Source organism: uncultured Bacteroides sp., from assembly GCF_949298305.1.
Lineage (GTDB): Bacteria > Bacteroidota > Bacteroidia > Bacteroidales > Bacteroidaceae > Bacteroides.
Genome location: NZ_CASFWU010000061.1, coordinates 1 through 20649 on the forward strand (window position 1 = coordinate 1; position 20649 = coordinate 20649).

18 protein-coding genes and 1 pseudogene are annotated in these 20649 nt (G+C 58.7%); 7 read left to right on the top strand and 12 right to left on the bottom strand.

Annotated elements, in window-relative coordinates:
* On the bottom strand, positions 1-698 hold a 698-nt coding region (locus Q1Y74_RS09295), incomplete at its 3' end, for an S-adenosylmethionine:tRNA ribosyltransferase-isomerase (protein ID WP_300813989.1).
* An 86-nt stretch (positions 699-784) separates the two neighbouring features.
* Positions 785-1237, bottom strand: a complete 453-nt coding sequence (locus Q1Y74_RS09300) for an HU family DNA-binding protein (protein ID WP_300813990.1) — start codon at positions 1235-1237, stop codon at positions 785-787.
* Between the two features lie 507 nt (positions 1238-1744).
* Here Q1Y74_RS09300 and Q1Y74_RS09305 point away from each other — a divergent pair.
* From Q1Y74_RS09305 to Q1Y74_RS09315, 3 genes are all read left to right on the top strand, one after another.
* Entirely contained in the window at positions 1745-2854 is a 1110-nt protein-coding gene (locus Q1Y74_RS09305; RefSeq protein ID WP_300814016.1) for a DUF2027 domain-containing protein, read from the top strand.
* 48 nt (positions 2855-2902) lie between these two features.
* Positions 2903-4921, top strand: coding sequence for a histidine kinase (locus Q1Y74_RS09310; RefSeq protein ID WP_300813991.1), 2019 nt, complete (start codon positions 2903-2905; stop codon positions 4919-4921).
* A 182-nt stretch (positions 4922-5103) separates the two neighbouring features.
* Positions 5104-5850, top strand: a complete 747-nt coding sequence (locus tag Q1Y74_RS09315; protein ID WP_300813992.1) for a LytTR family DNA-binding domain-containing protein — start codon at positions 5104-5106, stop codon at positions 5848-5850.
* A 142-nt stretch (positions 5851-5992) separates the two neighbouring features.
* Here the strand turns inward: Q1Y74_RS09315 and Q1Y74_RS09320 are convergent, their stop codons facing one another.
* The 9 genes from Q1Y74_RS09320 to Q1Y74_RS09360 form a co-directional block, all read right to left on the bottom strand.
* The gene (locus tag Q1Y74_RS09320; protein WP_300813993.1) at positions 5993-6346 is read right to left on the bottom strand and encodes a hypothetical protein; all 354 of its coding nucleotides are present in this window, start codon (positions 6344-6346) and stop codon (positions 5993-5995) included.
* Positions 6347-6653: 307 nt separating this feature from the next.
* Positions 6654-7256, bottom strand: a complete 603-nt coding sequence (locus Q1Y74_RS09325; RefSeq protein ID WP_300813995.1) for a lysine exporter LysO family protein — start codon at positions 7254-7256, stop codon at positions 6654-6656.
* The gene (locus Q1Y74_RS09330; protein ID WP_300813996.1) at positions 7253-7540 is read right to left on the bottom strand and encodes a LysO family transporter; all 288 of its coding nucleotides are present in this window, start codon (positions 7538-7540) and stop codon (positions 7253-7255) included. Before Q1Y74_RS09330 ends, Q1Y74_RS09325 begins: the two co-directional genes overlap by 4 nt.
* 94 nt (positions 7541-7634) lie before the next feature.
* Positions 7635-8723: a DUF4249 domain-containing protein gene (locus Q1Y74_RS09335; RefSeq protein ID WP_300813997.1), complete on the bottom strand. Its 1089-nt coding sequence runs from the start codon at positions 8721-8723 to the stop codon at positions 7635-7637.
* A gap of 20 nt (positions 8724-8743) precedes the next feature.
* Positions 8744-11464: a TonB-dependent receptor gene (locus tag Q1Y74_RS09340; RefSeq protein ID WP_300813998.1), complete on the bottom strand. Its 2721-nt coding sequence runs from the start codon at positions 11462-11464 to the stop codon at positions 8744-8746.
* A 46-nt stretch (positions 11465-11510) separates the two neighbouring features.
* Entirely contained in the window at positions 11511-12386 is an 876-nt protein-coding gene (locus tag Q1Y74_RS09345) for a FecR domain-containing protein (RefSeq protein WP_300813999.1), read from the bottom strand.
* A gap of 106 nt (positions 12387-12492) precedes the next feature.
* Complete coding sequence (locus Q1Y74_RS09350; protein ID WP_300814000.1) at positions 12493-12918, bottom strand: hypothetical protein; 426 nt, start codon at positions 12916-12918, stop codon at positions 12493-12495.
* Positions 12919-13094: 176 nt separating this feature from the next.
* Positions 13095-13634 (bottom strand): RNA polymerase sigma-70 factor, encoded by a 540-nt coding sequence (locus tag Q1Y74_RS09355; protein ID WP_300814001.1) that lies wholly within the window; start codon positions 13632-13634, stop codon positions 13095-13097.
* 428 nt (positions 13635-14062) lie between these two features.
* Positions 14063-15088, bottom strand: coding sequence for a LacI family DNA-binding transcriptional regulator (locus tag Q1Y74_RS09360; RefSeq protein ID WP_300814003.1), 1026 nt, complete (start codon positions 15086-15088; stop codon positions 14063-14065).
* Positions 15089-15267: 179 nt separating this feature from the next.
* On the opposite strand from Q1Y74_RS09360, the gene Q1Y74_RS09365 reads away from it, so the two are divergent.
* The 4 genes and pseudogenes from Q1Y74_RS09365 to Q1Y74_RS09380 all read left to right on the top strand — a co-directional run bounded on the left by Q1Y74_RS09365 (position 15268) and on the right by Q1Y74_RS09380 (position 19247).
* Positions 15268-16200, top strand: coding sequence for an aldo/keto reductase (locus tag Q1Y74_RS09365; protein WP_300814004.1), 933 nt, complete (start codon positions 15268-15270; stop codon positions 16198-16200).
* A gap of 12 nt (positions 16201-16212) precedes the next feature.
* The gene (locus Q1Y74_RS09370) at positions 16213-17136 is read left to right on the top strand and encodes an amidohydrolase family protein (RefSeq protein WP_300814005.1); all 924 of its coding nucleotides are present in this window, start codon (positions 16213-16215) and stop codon (positions 17134-17136) included.
* A 42-nt stretch (positions 17137-17178) separates the two neighbouring features.
* Positions 17179-18089, top strand: a pseudogene (locus tag Q1Y74_RS09375) (zinc-binding alcohol dehydrogenase family protein).
* Positions 18090-18443: 354 nt separating this feature from the next.
* The gene (locus Q1Y74_RS09380; RefSeq protein ID WP_300814006.1) at positions 18444-19247 is read left to right on the top strand and encodes a DUF4469 domain-containing protein; all 804 of its coding nucleotides are present in this window, start codon (positions 18444-18446) and stop codon (positions 19245-19247) included.
* 153 nt (positions 19248-19400) lie between these two features.
* Here the strand turns inward: Q1Y74_RS09380 and hemW are convergent, their stop codons facing one another.
* Positions 19401-20549 carry a radical SAM family heme chaperone HemW gene (gene hemW / locus Q1Y74_RS09385; protein WP_300814007.1) on the bottom strand — a complete coding sequence of 383 codons (1149 nt, stop codon included), beginning with the start codon at positions 20547-20549 and terminating at the stop codon, positions 19401-19403.
* Positions 20550-20649: the final 100 nt, after the last annotated feature.

The window sequence follows — 20649 nt, forward strand, 5'->3', positions numbered from 1 at the left end:
GCGCCTACGTGCAGCGTCAGTTCCTCCAGGTCAACCCCTTTTGTGCGCAAGGCATCGAGCACGCGGGGCGTGAAGTGCAGCCCGGCAGTGGGGGCGGCCACGGAGCCTTTTATCTTGGAGTAGACCGTCTGGTAGGTCTCCTTGTCGCTCTCCTGTGTCTCGCGGTTCAGGTAGGGCGGGATGGGCAGTTCGCCGAACACTTCGAGGATGTCGGCAAAGGTCACCTCGGGGTTGTCCCAGCTGAAGTCCACCCAGTGACTGGTGCCGCGGCACTCGCCCCGCTCGGCGGTCAGTGTCAGCGGACGCCCCTTCACGGTCATTTCGCGGCGCAGGGGACCTTCCTTCCACTTCTTCAGGTTGCCCACCATGCAGAGCCAGGCGGCGTGGCGGGTCTGCTGGAAGTTCAGTACGTAGTCGTTCGGCTCGCTGGGTTCCAGACAGAACACCTCGATGAGGGCCCCCGTCTCCTTGCGGAAGTGCAGGCGGGCCTGGATGACCTTCGTGTTGTTGAACACCATCAGGCTGCCGGCCGGCACGTAGTCGGGCAGGGAGGTGAAGCGGTCTTCGGTCACCTGTCCGTGGCGGTAGACCAGCAGTTTGGACTGGTCGCGCACGGGCAGGGGGAACTTGGCGATGCGCTCGTCGGGCAGCGGATAGTTGAACTCGCTGATGCGGATATGTTTAGGGTCTTGTCTCATAGTCATAGTTTCGTTTCGGCCGCAAAGATACGGATTATTTGGGAATAATCGTCCCCGGCCCCCTCCAAACCGCAGGTTGCCGTGTCTCACTCTCCCTCCCGGCCGTCCGCCTCCCGGCCGGAGTCGGGGGTGCTCCCTGCGTCTTCGCCGCCCAGTTCTATCAGTTCCATCTTGCCCACCAGCGGGCGGGTGTATTTGCCCGTGTCCTTCCGCCGTTCGGGTACGAACTGCACCCGGATGGCCTTCACCTGCTCAATGCTGACCTCTTCGGGCGTGTCGGCTCCGCGCCCGGCACACGACAGCTTGAAGTAGAACGACCCCAGCCCTGTGATGTGGACACTGCGGCCGTTTTCCATGAAGAAGGCCATGGCCTCGGGCAGGGCGCGCAGCACCAGGTGTACGTCGCCCGGCGAGGCTGTGCTCCCGCGGCTGATGAGGCGGGCCAGGTCGTCGATGCCCGCAGGGCGGCCCAGGACGGCTGCGCGCGGGAACCATTTGTACTTGTTGCCAATCTTGGCACGGCTTTTCTTGTAGAACATAATCGCTTGTCTGTTAGGTTGATACTCATTCTCTGTCGCCACCTTCCGCCTGCTTTGTGTCGGCTTCGGACTGCCCGAACCACCACCTTTGCCGGGCCGGTGTCGTACTTTTGGTACAAATATAAGGCTTTTAGTTGAAAATTAAAAGCCTTTTAATATATAAATGAAAGCCTTTTAATTATGTATTAAAAGCCTTTTAATTTTCAGAAGAAAGGCTTTTAATGGATGCTAAGGTGCGCCTTCAGGCGGGCAAAGGTAGCGGTTCGGGCGGGCCGGAGTGGGAGGGGAGGCGTGTGCAGTCCGTGGCTTGGCGCGCCTCTGCGGCGGGCTGGGGCCTGGAATGGCGGTTTTCATCGGCTTCTGCCCTCGGCTTTTCGTTTCTTTTTACAAGATAGGATGCGGTTCGGCCCGGTCAAACCTGAAAACTTCGTTTTCGTTTGCCGCTGCGCTCGCGTTTCACTATCTTTGCCAGACGGAATAACGAATGCTAAAAACAGAGAAATCATGATAAAGATAGGAGACAAGGTTCGCTTTCTGAGCGAAGTGGGTGGCGGTAAGGTCACCGGATTTCAGGGTAAGGACATCGTGCTGGTGGAGGACGCCGACGGATTCGACATCCCGATGCACATCCGCGAGGTGGTGGTGATTGAGACGGACGACTACAACGTGCCCACACCCGCCTCGAAGGCCGCCAAGGCCGAAAAGAAGAAGGCCGAGGAGCAGCCCGCCCGCCCCGGAGCGGCGGCACAGGCCGGCGAACAGCCGCTTCACCGGGTGGAGAAGCCCCAGGTGTCGGTCTACCGCCAGCCGGAGATGAAGGGCGGCGACGTGCTGAACGTCTACCTGGCCTTCGTGCCCGAGGACATCAAGGCGGTGAGCACCACCCCCTTCGAGAGCTATCTGGTGAACGACAGCAACTATTACCTCTATTATACCTATCTGGGCGTGGAGGGCAAGGCGTGGACGGTGCGCCAGCATGGACTGGTGGAGCCCAACACGAAGGTGCTGCTGGAGGAGTTCGAGAAGGCCTCGCTCAACGACCTGGAGCGCGTGGCCGTGCAGCTCGTAGCCTTCAAGGACCGCCGTCCCTTCCAGCTGAAGCCCGCCGTCAGCGTAGAGCTGCGCATCGACGTGGTGAAGTTCTACAAGCTGCACACCTTCCAGCAGACCGACTTCTTCGAGACACCCGCCCTGATGTACGACGTGGTGAAGGCCGACCGGCCCGCCCGTCAGGTCTATGTCTCGGCCGAGGACGTACAGGAGGCCTTGTTGCAGAAGCATTCTGCTGACGCTCCGCAGAAGCCCCGTCCGGCTGCGAAGCAGGGAGGCAGGAACGGCATTGTGGAGATTGACCTGCACATTGACGAACTGCTGGACGACACGCGGGGCATGACGAACAGCGAGATGCTCAACTACCAGCTGGACAAGTTCCGCGAGGTGATGGAGCAGTACAAGAACAAGCGCGAGCAGCGCATCGTCTTCATCCACGGCAAGGGCGACGGCGTGCTGCGCAAGGCCCTGCTTGACGAGCTGCGGCGGAAGTATCCCACCTGCCGCCATCAGGACGCCTCGTTTCAGGAGTATGGTTTCGGGGCCACGATGGTTACGGTGAAGTAAGCCGGTACCTTCCCTCTTGATGAGTCAGTCAGAGAAAATATATACAAGATGAAACGCTATCCCATATTGATGATTCTACTGGCAGGTCTCTTGTCTGTCTTCGCCTGTCGGCAAGGCTCGGATGCGGAGGAACGGCTGGACGGCAGGCTGGGCGAATTCCGTGACTTCTGCCAGACAGCGCTCGACTCGCTGACGGCCGACCCGCAATGGGTACGGTCGCAGGCTTTGCAGCGGATGCAGGATGAGGATGACAGCCTGGTGTGGTATTATTACGCGGGTGTGGTGATGAAGAGTTACTTTTTCACCTTCGACCAGGATTCGGTCCGCTATTACTACAAGCTCGGACGGCGCTATTTCCAGGGGCAGGAGGACAATCCTGCCGTGGAAGACCTGGCTTCGGAGTACAACAACACGATGGGCAACCTGTATGCCCGCCTGGGCAGCCTGGACACCGCTGCGTTCTGCTTCGAGGAGGCTTACCGGCAACGCCTGCGGGGTGTCAGCATGGAAGCCGCTCCGGACATCCTGATGAACCTGGCCGATGTGCGCAGCCGTCTGGGGCGTTACGACCTGGGTGCCTACTGGTACCGACGCGCGCTGCTGCTGTGCGACTCCCTGCAACTGACTACGCCCAAGACCCCCATCTACTACGGCCTGGGGCAGATTTATATGGCCTTGCGCGATTTCGACCTGTGCGACTACTACTTCAACCTGGCGGGAGAGTCCTTTTCGTCCATGTTGCCTTATGAGCAGTATATCTATCTGAACAACCGCGGCAATTCCTATTATTACAGAGAAGACTATCCACAGGCCATGTCCTACTTCCGCCGTTGCCTCGACCTCGTGGAGCGGCACCGCGATTTGGCTTTCGAGCGCAATCTCTGCTATCTGAACATGAGCGACATCTTTCTGAAAATGGGGCAGACAGACTCGTGCGAGGCCTATCTGAAGCGTTGCCGTCCTTTCTTTGAGCAGATTAACGCCGTTCAGGCTCTCTACTATGCCGACACGCAGGACCTAGGGCTGGCATTGAGCCGGCACGACCTGGCTTCGGTGCGGAAGATACTGGCCCGCTCGGTGACGCCGCCCCAGTTGGAACCCGACATTCTGCTCATCCGTAATACCTATCTGCAACGCTACTACGAGGCCATCGGCGACTACCGGCAGGCCTACCGCTATCAGCAGACGGGTCTGCACCTGTCCGACTCGGTGAGGGGCGAGCGGGTACGGATGCGGGTGGCTACGGCCTACCTGCGTTATGCGCAGGACTCGACCCTGATGGCGCAGAACATGCTGATACAGAAGAAGGAAAACGAGTTGCTGGAGATGCGGCAGACGCGCTGGTTCTGGGTAACATCGCTGGTGGCCCTCCTGCTGGTACTGCTCTTCCTGTATATGTATAACAAAAAGAAGGCGGCGTTGCTGCTGGCGCGGAACCGCCGTACGGTCTCTTCCCTTCGCCTGGAGAATATACGCAACCGCCTTTCGCCCCACTTCATCTTCAACGTGCTCAATCAGGAGATGGCCGGACGCAAGGAGGAGGAACGGCACGAACTGGCTTCGCTGGTCAAGCTGATGAGGCGCAATCTGGAACTGGCCGAGCAGCTGTGTGTCACGCTGGCCGAGGAACTGGACTTTGTACGCACTTACATCGACCTGGAGCGCCGTTCGCTGGGCAGTTCCTTTTATCCTGAGATTCACCTGGGTGCCGATGTGCATCCCGAACAGGTGCTGATACCCTCCATGTTGATACAGATTCCGGTGGAGAATGCCGTGAAACATGCGTTGCGCGACAAGGAGGGCGACCGCTGCCTGTGGATTGTGGCGGAGCGGGTGCCGGAAGGCATTTCCATCAGGGTGCTGGACAACGGTGGAGGCTATCGGCCTGGCAGCCGTAACCGCGGGACGGGAACGGGCATGAAGGTCATCATGCAGACCATCCAGATACTGAACCAGAAGAACCGTGCGGCCATCGAAGTCTCCATACATAATGTTGCTTTGCCAAGCGGCGAGAAGGGTTGCGAAGTCCGGTTCATGCTTCCCGAACGGTATAATTATACCATCTGATGTACATCTCTTACGGGAAGAGATGGCGGAACAACTTGTGCTCACTCTTGAAAATAGTTTGTTTAATCCTGTTTTCCGTCCGTATATCCTTTATTCTGTCCACATAGTGCATATTCGTCAAATGTGTTTTTGTGTGAAAAGAATATAATCTTTATATTAGCCGCCTAAAACATGGATATATCATGGAGAGATTCAAGGTGGTTATTGTAGATGATGACGCAGTCTCGCTTGAAAGTCTGAGCTTCAGCCTGGGTAAGGACGCGCGTTTTTCATTGGAGGGAAGTGCCAAGAACGGCGTACAGGGTAAGAAGCTCATCATGCGGGTGCAGCCGGACTTGTTGTTCCTGGATGTGGAAATGCCGGATATGACGGGTATGGAGTTGCTTCAGGAATTGCGCGGAAGCATTTCGTGGAACATGCGTGTCGTATTCTATACGGCTTATGACAAGTATATGATTCAGGCCATTCGCGAATCTGCGTTCGACTATCTGTTGAAGCCTTTTGAGGAACAGGATTTGAAGGACATTCTGGCACGGTTCATGGAACAGGTGAGCAACAGGACCCCTTCGACTGCGGCCGCTTCCATTCCTGCGGGGCAGACTTTTATCGTGTTCACCCCCACCAACGACATGCGGGCGTTGCGTCCCGCCGAAATCGGCTTTTTCCGCTATTGCTCTGAACGCAAGCAGTGGGAAGCTGTTCTGAACGGACAGCCACCATTGGTGTTGCGTCGTGGAATGACGGCCGAGCAGATTATTCAATATTCTCCCAGTTTTGTGCAGATACATCAGTCGTATATTATCAACATCGATTATTTGATGATTATCAGAGATAACCGTTGCCTGCTGTATCCTCCCTTTGATGAAGTAGTGGAATTGTTAGTCTCAAAGAAATATAAAAAGGAATTGCAAGATCGTTTCTGCTTGTGAAAGTAGGGCTTTATTGACTGGTTAGGGTATTAACGTCGCTTTTGTGGCGGCGTTAATAAAAAAGAGAGGCATCGGTTGTTGCAACCGATGCCTCTCTAATTTTATGGGTTTAATCAATTGTCTTTGCAATAATCGGGTGAATTTATTTCACCTCGATGCCTTTGTTTTTCAGCGTGATGTTCAATACTTTGGTATAGTCGGCATACTGCTTTTCGTCCAAAGTCTTTTTCATCAGCTTCAGGTTTCCGTAAACGGCTTCACGAAGCAGTTGGTCCTGATTCTTTGTGGAAGAAGTGGCACGATACATCTGTGCGTTGAAGAATTTGCAGATGTTTTCTACCTCTTCATGTTGCTCAGCGTTCAGTTTCAAGTACTTGCTCAGCTTGTTTACGTTGATGTTACCTTCCCATTTTGCAGTTGTAGGTTGGTTTCCTGCTGCAAATGTTGTAGCAGTCAGGCAAACTGCTGCCACCAATGTTAATCCTAAACGTTTCATAATACCTACTTTTTTAATTGTTAATCCTAAAAACAAATCAGTTCTACAAAAACTGATACCTATTGAAAACGATCTAAGCGCTTAGCTTTTTCTTTTTACCTGTGCAAATATAGATACATGTTTTATAACACAAAAGCAAATGAGAGGAAAAGTGATGTGTCTCCTTTCATTTCTTGATATACATCAATTTCTACGTGTAAAAATGCTTTGATTTGTTATTGTTTGTAATGTAAATGTAACAATTTGAAGCATGCAGATGGCTTTATGCCTATATTCTGTTTGTTTTGCTTTCAAAACGGGTGTTGGGCTACAGGGAGCAGAACAAGGTGACAAGGAAGGTGACGGAGAAATCGGTCAGGCAACCGTGGAAGATGGAGACAACCACCAGTTCCTTGCCGCAGTAGCGGGTGATGACGGGCAGGGTGGTGTCCATTGTGGTGGCGCCGCCTACCGAGATGGGAGCCAGCTTGCCGAACCAGCGCACCAGCAGCGGGGCGGCAAGCAGGGCAATGACTTCGCGCAGGATATTGCTCAGCAGGGCGACGGTTCCCATTTCGGCACCTTTATATTCGGTGATGATGATGCTGGACAGCGAGTAGTAGCCGAAGCCTGAACCGATGGCGCAGCAGTCGGCCGCACTGCGTTGCGGCAGCAGCAGCGAGACGGCGAGGCATCCGGCCAGCGTGCCGCCCATGGTCATCAGGGGGAGCAGGGCAAAGCGAGGGTTCAGCCGGCGGAAGCTCAGCAGGGTCTTGGGGTCGCATCCCACACTGACCCCCACGAAGAACATCAATGCGCAGAGGGCATAGAAGCTGAGGTCGGCTGTGTTCAGACTGTCGGGCAGCAGGTGCTGATGACCGGCGACGATGCCCAGCGTGAAGAAGGCGATGATGACAAGGCTGCCTTTCATGATTGGTCGCTGCCTCCTTTCCGGCAGATGTAGTTCCACAGGAACCGGGCGGCCAGACAACTGCCCACCACGCCGAACAGGGTGATGAGCGCAGCCTCTACGCCCAGTGTGCCCAGCCCGTTGATGATGTCCGGATTGCCGCCTACCTCCGTGCCCAGCAGGAAGAGCAGCAGCCATATCAGTATGGTGATGATGCGGCCCACGGGACGTGTGTTGCGGCGACGCAGCAGGTAGCCCACTCCCACACCGCCCAGCATGAGCGCAATGATGGTCAGTACGAACATGTTTTCTTGTTTCTACGGTTACAGGCACAAAAGTAGGCCTTTTTGTCGAGAAAACCTATCCCGATGCCGCCTCTTTCGGCCATGGGCCGTCTGTTTATTCGTCCACTTGCAGGACGAATTTCGTACACGTGCTGGCACCGACAAATCCCAGTCCGCCCGATACGTTGCTGGGGATGCTGACGGCCTCCATCAATACGCCATCGTAGTCGTCATCTTCCATCGTATTCAGAGCTTTCAGATAGCGGTATTGCTCTTCGTTGAGGCTGTAGATGCTGACGGTGATGGTCTGGCTGTCGTGGTAGTCGATGTAGTTGAAAACCCATGGAGGTGTATTCTCGTAGACGGGTGTGTAGACCTTCAGTGTGGCCGAGGCGTCGGTAAACCGACTGTCGGTGAACAGGTTGTATCTGTTCTCTATGGAAGGGAACAGTTCGTTCTCCTCGTCGTTGTAGTTGTGCGGACGACCGTCGGTCAGGATGACATCCTCGCGGTTGATGATTTTGGTTGTCGGCACGGAAATCAGCAAGGTGTCCCGCTGCTCTTTGGTGAGATTCCCTTCGGCATCGTAGTCATAAGCCCAGTAAGTCACCTGTTGCCGCAGTTCGTGGGCAATGTCCAGCCGGTAGTAGTTCTTTTCGCCGGGCAGGTCTTTCAGGGTGATTTTGTACCGGCGGTGAAGCACGTCTCCCTGGTATTCGCGCAGGTAGGCCAGGGCCGTATCCACTTGCAGGCTTTCGACGGGGCGGGGGACGGTGGTCTCCGCACTGACGTGGTAGGCCCCGTTTTCGGCTATTGCCTCCAGGCGGATGCGGTCGCCCGGGTGCAGCTCGGAGGTGATGCGGAACTTCTTGAAGTGGACATTGCGCAGCAGTTGCTCGAACTGTTCGTCGTCTATGGTTCCTTTCAGGTCGCTGTACAATTCTTCGGGCGAAATCTCTTCGGGCGTCTCCGCGGATTTCCCATTAATATATAAGGTAAGGCTGCCTTGGCTTACCCGCCCGATGCGGTTACCTTCGCTCAGGTGCAGGTAGGCATAGTTCTCCTTTTCGCCGACGTTGAGCTGGGCGTTCAGTATCAGTTGGGGCGAGTATATCTGTTCGTTGTAGGGTATCTCGTTGGTACAAGCCGCCAGCGCGATGCAGGCCGCCAGCAGGGTTTGCAGTATGTAGGGGATACGTTTCATATTCTTTGTTTCTTTAGAGGTTAGAATCTGTATGTATAGCTCACCGAAGGTATCAGCGGCAGGATGGTCAGCTTCTTGATGGTGGTCTTTGTCTCTTGTGTGATGCTCTCTCCGGGACCGTATCCGTTATAGACGTCTTTTTGCTCGGCGTACACGATGTTGGGGTTCATGGCGTTGTAGAGGTTGTAGACACTGATGTTCCACGTCCGCATGCCGTGTTTGGTCTTCTTGTTGAAGTTGATGCCTACATTCAGGCGGTGGGTGGGCGGAAGCCGGTAATTGTTGCGGTGGGAGATGTAGCTCTCCTGGCTGACACTTCCGTCGGGCTTGACGACGATGGTCTGCCGTTCGGGCACGGTGATGTAGCCGCCGATGTAGAATATCCACGAGGCGCCCACGTCGATGCGGTCGCTGAACTTGTGGTTCAGGCAGAGGTTCACGCTGTGACGGCGGTCGTACTTGTGCGGGAACCATTGTCCCTGGCTGATGCTGCCGTCCTTGAAGCGGCGTTCGCTCTTGGAGAGGGTGTACGAAATCCAGCCCGTCGTCTTGCCCACCGTGCGCTGCACCATGACTTCCAGGCCGTAGCAGCGTCCTTCGCCCATCTCAACCTTCTCTTCCCAGTAGGTGGAGTTGCCGAAGAAGGAGACGCCGTCCTGATACTCCAGGATGTGGCGCATCTGCTTGTAGTAGCCCTCTGCCGAGAACTCCCACCCCGGCAGGCCGTCGTAGTAGAGCCCGGCGGCATATTGGTTGGAGTACATGGGCCGTATGTTGCGGGTGATGGGCACCCACAGGTCGGTGGGCATGGACAGGGGAGTGGACGAGAGCAGGTGTACGTATTGCGCCATGTGGGCGTACGAGGCCTTGGCCGCCAGTCCGCTGCCCAGGTCGTAGCGCAGGGAGGCGCGGGGCTGTGCCGACAGGTAGCTCTTGCCCTGCGTGTGGAAGAGAGTGAGGCGCCCTCCCCAGTTCAAGGTGAGGCGGTCGGTCAGTTCCCAGTCGTCCTCGGCATAGAGAGAGGCCTCGAAGCCCCGTTGTGCCTGGTTGACGCTGGTGTGGTAGGTGGTGTCGTGCGGTGCGGTGGAGGTGCCGGTGCTGCCTTCGCGGGCGGTGGAGATGCCGGGGCTGAACAGGTGGTGGATGAACTCCGTGCCGAATCGCACGCGGTGGGTCGTAGAGGGGGTGTAGTCAAAGTCCATGCGGGCGCTCCAGTCGCGTATGCCCGAATGGAAGCTCGAGGTATAGGTCTGTTTCTCCAGCGTGGTGCCGTTCTGCACTTTCCGCTCCTCGTTGTTCTCTTTCAGTGTCATGCGATATTCGTTGTAGGACACGGTGGCGTTGCCGAACAGCTTGGGACCGAACACATAGTTCCAGCGGGCATAGCCGATGAGGTTGCCCCAGTTCAGGCGGGCCTTGCTGCCGTAATGCTGCTGCGGGGAGGATGAGGGCTCGGCCGGTCGGGAGTCGCTGTAGTAGTGGTAGTGGTCCTTGCCGTGGTAGAAGCCCAGGAAGAGGCGGCTGCGGTCGTTGAACTTGTGGTTCAGCTTGGCGTTGAGGTCATAGAAGTAGTAGTTGTAGCGGTCGGTATCCGTGTTGCTGCCCCAGTTCTCGGTGCTTTTCACCGCGGTGTTGAAGAAGGCGGTGGGCATGAAGCGTCCGCTCAGCGAGAAGGAGGTCTTGCCCTTGCGGATGGGACCTTCGATGTGCAGCTTGTCCGTCAGCGAGCCGATGCTCAGTGAACCGTGATACTCGTGCAGGTCGCCGTCGTTGGTGCGCACGTCGACGATGGACGACAGGCGGCCGCCGTAGCGGGCAGGAAAACTGCTCTTGAAGAGGGTGACGTTCTTCACCGCCTCGGGCGTAAAGACCGAGAAGATGCCCATCAGGTGGTCGGCGTTGTAGACGGGGATGCCGTCCAGCATCACCAAGTTCTGGTCGGGCGTACCGCCACGCACATACATGCCGGCGAATCCCTCCATGCCGGCCTGCACGCCGGGCATCAGTTGCAGCGTCTTCAGCACGTCGGCCTCGCCCAGGATGGAGGGCGTGTGACGTATCTGGGTGATGGGGATGTCGTGCGAGCCCGTGTTGGCCGACCCGATGCCCGCTTCCTTGCGCGGCGAGGTGACGACCACCTCCTGCAGTTCGACGTTGCCGGACAACTGTACGTTGATGACCGTGTCGCACGTCAGGACAAAGCGGCTCTGCTGCGGACGGAAGCCCAGATAGGAAAACGTCAGGCTGACCTCTCCTTCGGGGAGGGTCAGCGAGTAGAGGCCGAAGGTGTTGGCAGAGGTGCCGGTGGCATAGCGGCCTTCGGTGACGTTGGCGCCGATGAGGGTCTCTGCCGACCCCCGCTCGGTGACGCAGCCGCTGATGGTGAATCGGCGGCGTTCCTTCTTCTTGGGCATTTCGCGCCTGCGCAACACGATGTGCTTCCCGTTGATACTGAATTCCACCGGCTGGTCGCGGAAGGCCTGCTCCAGCAGTTCGCCGATGGTGAGCTGCTTTACTTGCAGGCTGATGCGTCCGTTCAGCCGGACTTCCTCGCCGTAGACGAAGGTGTAGCCGGTGGAGTTTTCCAGTTGCTTCACCAGGCTCTCCAGGGTGGCGTTGCGTATTTCCATGGTCAGCCTGGCGTCGGGATTCTGCGCCTGCGCCTGGCTGTTCAGCAGAACCACGCACACCAGGAGCAAGGTCCTGATGTGGTGGCGTTGAAAGAGATCAGATAAAATCATAGCGTTTGGGTTTGGTTTATGGGTTCATGTATGATGGTCTTTCGGTTTACTCCGTCTGCCGGGGGCTGATGACGATGGTCCCGCCCTCGTCGCGGTAGCCGAAGCGGCCTGCCTCCTGCAGCACGTCGAGTATCTCCGTCAGGCTTTCGTTGCTGCCGAAGGTGGCGGTGAGGCGGTACGCGGCCAGTTGCGCACTCTCGATGCGGACGGGCGTGCGGAAGGCGTTGGACAGCTGCCGCGCAATCTCCTGCAACGTCTGCCGGCGGAAGAGAAAGACGCCTTGGCTCCAGGCAATCTCGTCACCGGCAGCCGGACAGGCTTCCTGTCTCAGCGAGCCCGTGCGGCGGTTGTAGACGGCCGCCTCGTTGGGGCGCAGTATTAGCCGCTCCTTGCCGCCGCCGGCACTGACGGCCACCGAGCCTTCCAGCAGGGTCGTCCTCGCCTCGGTGTCGGCGGGATAGGCTTCCACGTTGAAATGCGTGCCCAGTACCCGCACCTCCATTCCGCCGGCCTCCACGGTGAAAGGCCGCCGGGCGTCCTTGCTCACCCGGAAGCAGGCCTCGCCCTGCAGGCTGACGTCGCGGCGGTCGCGCCGGAAACGTTCGGGACAGGTGAGCGACGAATAGCGGTTCAGCGTCACCTCCGTACCGTCGGGCAGCGTCAGGCTGCGTACTTCGGCCAGGGTGGAGAACGTCTGCGTGGGCACGGGGCGCAGGGCCTCGTAGGCTGTCCATCCGGCCACGAAGAGCAGGACGGCGGCAGCCGCCCCGCCCAGCCAGCGGTAGAGGCGGCGGCGCCTGTGAGCCTTCAGGAAGACTCGCTCCTCCAGTATCTTCCAGCTGTTTTCGGCCGAATACCGTCCCCGCGGTGAGCGGGTGGAGCGTGCCAGACGGTCGAGCAGGTTGTCAAACGGGTCGTTCATTATTTTTCTCCTTTTTTCTATGAAGACAGGCGTGCCGCCCGCATTCCCTACTCCATGCCCGATAAAATAATAGCCCGGCCGGGACATGGACTCCCGTTCCCGGGGTTTACCTCCTTCCTTTCGGCTTCAACTTGATCATCAGCTGCGTGCTTTGCGCCTTCTTGTCCTTGGGGGTACACACCAGGCGCAGGGTGCTCTGCTTGGCGATGCGTTCGGGATAGATCTTGACGCGCACCTTGGCCGACTTCTTCTTGGCGGGGATGACGACCTTCTTTGTGTCGATGCTGAACACCGGCTTCTTGCCGGGGGTGGTCACTCCCTCTACCGTCACTTCGCGGTCCCGGTCCTGCTTGTCGGCCGCTATGATTTTCACGTCGAATTCCTCGGTGTTCTTCTCCGGGCTGAACGCATATTCGATGCTGCGCTTCTCGAAGCCTACATATTCTTTCGGGTAGTTTGAATTTTTGTCGCACGAGGCGAGGACGGCCAGCAGCATCCATGCTCCGGCCATCAGTCTGGCGGTTGTTTTCATGTTGACAATTCGTTTAGTAAAAGAAACAATCAGTTTGTAAGTCAATAATCAGTGAGTCCGGTTTCTCGTTCAGGTTTATATAAACTGTTTGCTATAAAGACGGCGGGGGGAACGCTTTCCCCTACGGGTGGAATGATAATAAAAGTTAATGGGGACGGATGCCCTCTGCCGGCGGCTTAGAGCAGCATCTCCTTGAGCCGGGCGGTGGCCTTTTGCAGCTGGGCGTCCACGGTCTTCACGCTGATGCCCAGTTCCTCGGCCACCTGCGCGTAGCTCTGCCGTTCCTCGCGGATGCGGACAAAGACCTCGCGGCAGCGGGGCGGCAGGCGGTCCAGCGCCTTGACGTAGCGGGCAAACAGCTCCTCGCCAATCAGTTCCTCTTCGGGCGAGGAGTCGTCGGCGGCGGGGTCGGGCAGGGTTTCCGTCAGCAGGGAGTTGCGCCGATTCTCCTGCTCCAGGTGGTTGAGCGAGGCGTTGCGGGTCAGTATGAAGCAATAGTCCTCGATGTTGTTCACGTCCGTCAGGCGGTCGCGCAGTTGCCAGAGGCGCATAAACACGTCCAGCACAATCTCCTGCGCCCCGTCTTCGTCCTTCACGTAGTAGTAGGCGATGCGGAACAGACGGTCGTAGGTCAGGTCGTAGAACCCCCTGAAGGCCTGTTCGGAGTCCTCCTCTTTCATCTGTCTCAAATAGCGTCTGACTTCCTGTTCGGTCATGGTTCGGTCGTTGCGTTCACGGCAAAGTTAGTTTATTCTCGTATAGTTGGACGTGCGTCCTGCCGAAAAACTGCAAGACACCCCGGTTTTTATTTCCCGGAAAGCCGGACTTCGCCTCCCGGATGCCCCGTCCTCGGCCCTGCCGCGTCTCCGCCTTTGCCCGCCTCATGCAGCACCTTAACCCGGTTCTTCCGCCACCTTTGCCTGCCTGAAGTCCTACCTTAGCTATCATTAAAAGCCTTTTATCTGAAAATTAAAAGCCTTTTAATTGATAAATGAAAGCCTTTTAATTGATAAATAAAAGCCTTTTAATTTTCGGATAAAAGGCTTTCAATTGATACAAAGGTAGCGCAGAAGGCAGGCCAAGATGGCGCAGGAGGCTGGCCAAGATGGCGGGTAAGGCAGGTTAAAATGGCGGGTAAGGCGGGTCAGGGCCGTGCCTGCTTCATGCTGCTCTCCCTGATTTGCAGCGAAGTGGGTATCACCACCTGGCGGATGGTGCAGTCGCCTCGCAGCTGGTCTATCAGCAGGCGGCAGGCGGCCTCGCCCATGCGGTAGGTCTGGTGGCACACGGCGGAGAGCTTGGGCTGCACGTAGTTGGCGTGCTGCTCGTCGGTGTAGCCTATGAGGGCCACGTCCTGCGGGATGCTGAGGCCGCGGCTTCTGATGACTTCCATGGCGGCGAAGGCCAGGGTGTCGTTCATGGCCAGGATGGCATCGGGCGGATGGGGCAGGGAGAGCAGTTCTTCGGTGGCCTTCTTGCCCTCTTCGTAGTCTATCTTGCGGCAGACGACCAGCTCCTTCTCGATGGGGATGTGACGCTCGCGCAGGGCTTCCAGGTAGCCGTGCTTGCGGCGGCGGACGATGTCCAGGTGGTTGGCGCCGCCTATGAAGGCCACGCGGCGGCTTCCGCTATCCAGCAGATGGAGGGTGGCGGCGTAGGCGGACTGTTCGCCGTCGGCAATGACGGTGGAGAAGCGTTGGGGCAGGCAGACGCGGTCGAAGAGAATGAGCGGCATGTTGATGTCCGACAGGGCCTCCCAGTGGGCGTAGTCGGTGGTCTCCTGCGAGAGGCAGGCGATGATGCCCTCCACGCGCATGTTCACCAGGTTTTCGATGTTGCGCTTCTCGTGCTCGCAGGACTCGTGCGAGGTGGTGATGATGACGAAGTAGCCGGCATCTACGGCGGTGTCTTCGATGCCGCTCAGGATGGAGGAGAAGAAGTGGGTGACGATGTCCGGCACGATGACGCCGATGATGCGGGGCGCGTTCTTGCGCAGGCTCATGGCGAAGGGGTTGGGGCGGTAGTTCATCTCGTGTGCCAGGGCCTTGGCCCGCTCGCACAGGGAGCGGCTGATTTCGGGGCTGTCCTTCAGAGCCCTCGACACGGTGGGGACTGACACGCCCAGCACGCGGGCCAGGTCTTTCAGGGAGGTATGCTTGGGTTGCGTCATGGCAGTGGGTCTTTGGTGAATGGCCTTGCAAAGAAAGCACTTTCTGCGGATATAGGCGCAGGCGGGACGACAAAATTTGTTACGTAAACCGTTACGTGCATTTTCGGCGTGTCCGGCGGACAGCCTGCCGCCCGGGGGGCTTATCTTTGTCTGCGTAACCATTTAAACAAAGAAAGACTATGCAATACCATGAAATCGGAAAGACGGGCATGAAGGTCTCGTCACTCAGTTTCGGAGCGTCCTCGCTGGGAGGAGTGTTCCGCAACATCAAGGAACAGGAAGGCATCGAGGCCGTGTTCACAGCCATCGAACTGGGCATGAACTTCATCGACGTCTCCCCCTACTACGGCCACTACAAGGCCGAGACCGTGCTGGGCAAGGCGCTGAAGGAGCTGCCGCGCGACAAGTACTACCTGTCCACCAAGGTGGGCCGCTACGGCAAGGACGGCGTCAACACGTGGGACTACTCCGGCAAGCGTGCCACGGAGAGCGTCTACGAGAGCATGGAGCGCCTGAACATTGACTACATTGACCTCATCAACGTACACGATATCGAGTTTGCCGACCTCAACCGGGTGGTGGGCGAGACCCTGCCCGCGCTGGTGGAACTGCGGGAGAAGGGCGTGGTGGGCCACGTGGGCATCACCGACCTGCAGCTGGAGAACCTGAAGTGGGTCATCGACCACTCGCCGGCCGGCACGGTGGAGACGGTGCTGAACTTCTGCCACTACTGCCTGTGCGACGACAAGCTGGCCGACTTCCTGGACTACTTCGAAGAGCGGGGCATCGGGGTCATCAGCGCCTCGCCCCTGTCCATGGGCCTGCTCACCGAGCGCGGGGTGCCCGACTGGCATCCGGCTCCCAAGCCGCTGGTGGAGGCCTGCCGCCGCGCCATGGAGCACTGCAAGGCCAAGGGCTACCCCATCGAAAAGCTGGCCATGCAGTATGCCGTCAGCAATCCGCGCATTGCCACCACGCTGTTCAGTACGGCCAATCCGCAGAACGTGCGCAAGAACGTGGCCTTCATCGAAGAGCCCCTGGACGAGACGCTGGTGCGTGAAGTGAGAGAAATCATCGGCGACCAGTTCCGTGTCAGCTGGGCCAATTCATAAGGAGGAACGGTGATGGACTATACAATCATAGATGCCCATGCCCATCTGTGGCTGAGGCAGGACACGGTGGTGGACGGGCTGCCCGTCCGCACGCTGGAGAACGGACGCTCGCTCTTCATGGGCGAGGTGAGGCAGATGGTGCCTCCGTTCATGGTGGACGGGGTGAACAGTGCCGAAGTCTTTCTCTCGAACATGGACTATGCGCAGGTGGCGGCCGCCGTCATCACGCAGGAGTTCATAGACGGCATCCAGAACGACTACCTGGCCCGGGTGGCCGCCCGCTGGCCGGACCGCTTCTTCGTCTGCGGTCTGTGCGAGTTCCGCAAGCCGGGCTTCTACGAGCAGGCCCGCGAGCTGGTGGCCTGCGGCTTCCGTGGCATCAAGATACCCGCCCAGCGGCTGCTGCTGAAGGAGGGCCGCGTGTGGCTGAACAGCGAGGAGATGATGCAGATGTTCAAGCTGATGGAGCGGGAGGGCGTGCTGCTCTCCATCGACATGGCCGACGGTGACACGCAGGTGCCTGAACTGGAGGAAGTCATCCAAGAATGCCCGCGGCTGAAGGTAGCCATCGGACACTTCGGCATGGTGACCCGTCCGGACTGGACGGAACAGGTGAAGCTGGCCCGCCATCCGAACGTACGCATCGAGTCGGGCGGCATCACGTGGCTGTTCAACGACGAGTTCTATCCCTTCCGCGGGGCCGTTCGCGCCATTCGCGAGGCGGCCGACCTGGTGGGAATGGACAAGCTGATGTGGGGCTCGGACTATCCGCGCACCATCACGGCCATCACCTACCGCATGTCGTACGACTTCGTCAGCAAGTCCTCCGAGCTGACCGAGGAGGAGAAGGCCCTCTTCCTGGGCGGCAACGCACGCAGCTTCTACGGCTTCGGAGAGCTGCCCCGGCTGCCTTACATCAAGAACATGTCAGAGTAGGAGAGTAAGTTGGGCACTGGTGAAACTAAAAATAACAAATCAATGAAAGCAGTACAGATAACAGCCCCTTCGCAGATGAAGGTGGTGGACGTAGAGAAGCCGTTGCTCCGTGCCGGCGAAGTGTTGGTAAAGATTATGTATGTGGGCTTCTGCGGCTCCGACCTGAATACCTACCTGGGCCGGAACCCGATGGTGAAGCTGCGGCATGAACGTGACTCTGAATCCCTATACCAACTGCGGCAAGTGCGCCTCCTGCCGCAACGGACGTGTCAACGCCTGCGAGCACAACGAGACACTGGGCGTGCAGCGCAACGGCGTGATGGGCGAGTATGCCGTGGTGCCCTGGACCAAGATTATCCCCGCGGGCGGCATCACCCCGCGCGACTGTGCCCTGATAGAGCCCATGAGCGTGGGCTTCCATGCCGTGGCCCGCGGACAGGTGGCGGACAACGAGTGGGTGGTCGTCATCGGTTGCGGCATGGTAGGCATGGGTGCCGTCATCCGTGCCTCGCTGCGGGGCGCCGCGGTGATTGCCGTAGACCTGGACGACGAGAAGCTGGCACTGGCCAAAGTCGTCGGCGCGGCCCATGTCATCAACTCCGCCAAGGAGGACGTGGCCGGGCGTGTGAAGCAGCTGACGGACGGGCTGGGTGCCGACGTGGTGATTGAGGCCGTGGGCAGTCCCGCCACCTACGTCATGGCGGTGGACATCGTGGGCTTCACGGGCCGTGTGGTCTGCATCGGCTACGCCAAGAGCGAAGTGTCCTTCCAGACGAAGTACTTCGTGCAGAAGGAACTGGACATCCGCGGTTCGCGCAACGCCCTGCCGGCCGACTTCCGTGCCGTCATCCATTACATGAACAGCGGTCGTCCCGCCCGAAGAGGCCCGGTCGGCCATGGAACAGTGGGCGGCGGCTCCCGGCAAGGTGTTCCGCATCCTGGTGGAGTTCTGAGTTGACGGGGCAGCCGCACGGGGCAGGCGGCGACAGCCTTTGGCGGCCTTATCCTGTTTTTTTCATGCTTCAGGCAAAAGTTTCCGGCTGATGGTTTTGTTTATTACCGCATTATGTTATATTTGCAGTCATTATATGCAGTCGGCCCCGCGTACAGTACTGCGCACGCCACGCGCACGATACTGCGCACGCCACGCGCACGGTACTGCGCACGCCACGCGCACGATACTGCGCACGCCACGCGCACGGTAATGCGCACGCCACGCGCACGATACTGCGCACGCCACGCGCACGATACTGCGCACGCCACGCGCACGAATGAACAATATGTATAACCCTTTAATGAAAGAACTTATGGCAAACGATGAAATCAAGTACACACTGAATGTACAGACCGTTGACAATCCGCTGACCGAGGACCCCACGGACACCCGCTTCATGCTGGTGAGCAACGGCACGGCCGACTTCGACCGCGTAGTATCGGAAATCATGGCACTGAACCCCGGCCTGGAGCGCGAGACGGTGGAGGCCGTCATCCGCTTCGAGCAACGCATCATCAAGCGGCTGACGCTGAGCGGGATGCGCGTCAGCAACGGCCTCTTCACGGCGGTGGCCTCGCCCAAAGGACGGGGCGGCAGCGTGTGGGACCCCGCGGTCAACTCCCTCGACATCACCATCGCCCAGGGCGCCGACTGGCGCGAGGCCATCCGCAACACGAACATCAACGTACTGGGGCCGAAGGCGGAAGTGATGTACATTGCCGGCACGCAGGACGCCGCCACGCGCGGCACCTCGGGCGAGGCTACGGCCGGACGCCCGTTCACCGTGACGGGCAACTACCTGAAGGTGGTGGGCGACGACCCGTCGGTGGGCATCTTCCTGGTGGACAGCGGGGGCGAGGAGACACGCGTCACGGAAGACTACTGGGCGGTGAACGAACCCAAGAAACTCAGCTTCACCATCCCTGCCGGACTGGCGGACGGCACGTACACGCTGCGCATCACGACGCAATACAGCCGAAGCGGCGGCAGCGCCCTGCTGAAGGAGCCGCGCTCGGTGGAGTGGACGGTCTATATCGGCGTGGCACCCGACGTGCCTTCGGGCGGCGGCAGCGAACCGAGCGAACCGGGCGGCGACGATGACAATCCGATAGGATGAGGCAGGGTTAATGGTTAATGGTTAATGCCTTGCGGGGCGGTGAAGGGAACCACAGAGGACACAGATGGGACTGATTGACACAGATATTAAAGTTCTGTGGTTATCTTGTCCCATCTGTGTCATCTGTGGTTCCTTGTTTTTCACCACAGAGTTTTATTTGAAGCGCTCCTGTTCCTTTATATACATCAGGTCGCTGATGATGCCGTCGGAGGTGAAGATGCCTTCGCGGGTCAGGCAGAGGTGGCCGTTCCGTTGCTCCAGCTTTCCGCCGCTCAGGTAGGGGGCGGCCATGCGGGCGCAGTAGGCCGTCAGCGGGCGGCCGAAGCGGGCTTCGAGCGTCGGCAGGTCGATGCCCCGGCGGGTGCGGAGGGCGGTCATCACGTACTCGTTGTAGCGGGTGGGGGTGTCCAGCGTTTCCGTCTCGTACAGGCGGTTCCCGGCTTCGATGGCGGCGATGTATTGCTCCAGCGAGGCGATGTTCCACTCCCGGCTGCGGGTGTCGAACGAGTGGGCCGAGGGGCCGCAGCCCAGGTAGGGGATGCCCTGCCAGTAGGCGGAGTTGTGGCGCGAGTGCAGGCCCGGCTTGCAGAAGTTGGAGATTTCGTAGTGCTCGTATCCGGCGGCAGCGAGGGTGTCCATCAGGGTGGTGAAGAAACGCACGCTGCTCTCCTCGTCCACCTCCTTCACCTGCTGCTCCTGAAGCATGCGGTGGAGCGGCGTGCCTTCTTCGTAGGTCAGGTGGTAGGCCGAGATGTGCTCCACGTCCAGGGCGACGGCTTGGCGGAGGTCTCTCTCCCAGCGGCGGTCCGTCTCGCCGGGGAGGCCGTAGATGAGGTCGATGCTGAGGTTGGCGAAGCCTGCCCGGCGGCAATGCTCCACGGCTTCTACTGCCTGGCGGGCGTCGTGGCGGCGGCGGAGCAGGCGCAGGGTGGCGTCGTCGAACGTCTGTATGCCCATGCTGATGCGGTTGAAGGGCAGGCGCTGCAACATGCGGGCGTAGTCGTCGCTGAGGTCGTCGGGGTTGGCCTCCAGCGTGATTTCCTCGCACTGCTCCAGTGCGTAGGTGCGGCCGAGGGTGTCGAACACCCGGCGGAAGTCGGCCTCGTCGAGTTGCGAGGGGGTGCCGCCGCCGAAGTAGACCGTCCGGACGGGTTCGCCTCCCAGATAGTCCTTGCGTGTGCGCAGTTCCTCGCAGAGGGCGTCGATGTAGCGGCGCTTCAGGTCGCTGCGGGTGGTGGAGTAGAAGTCGCAATAGACGCAGCGCGTCTTGCAGAAGGGGATGTGGATGTAGATGCCTGCCATAGGGGGGGGAGTTGTTTGGATATCGGCCGCAAAAGTAATCTTTTTCGGGGAGGAAGGCGAATCTTGCGGGGACAAAAAGGAGGTGTGTCAAGCACCACAC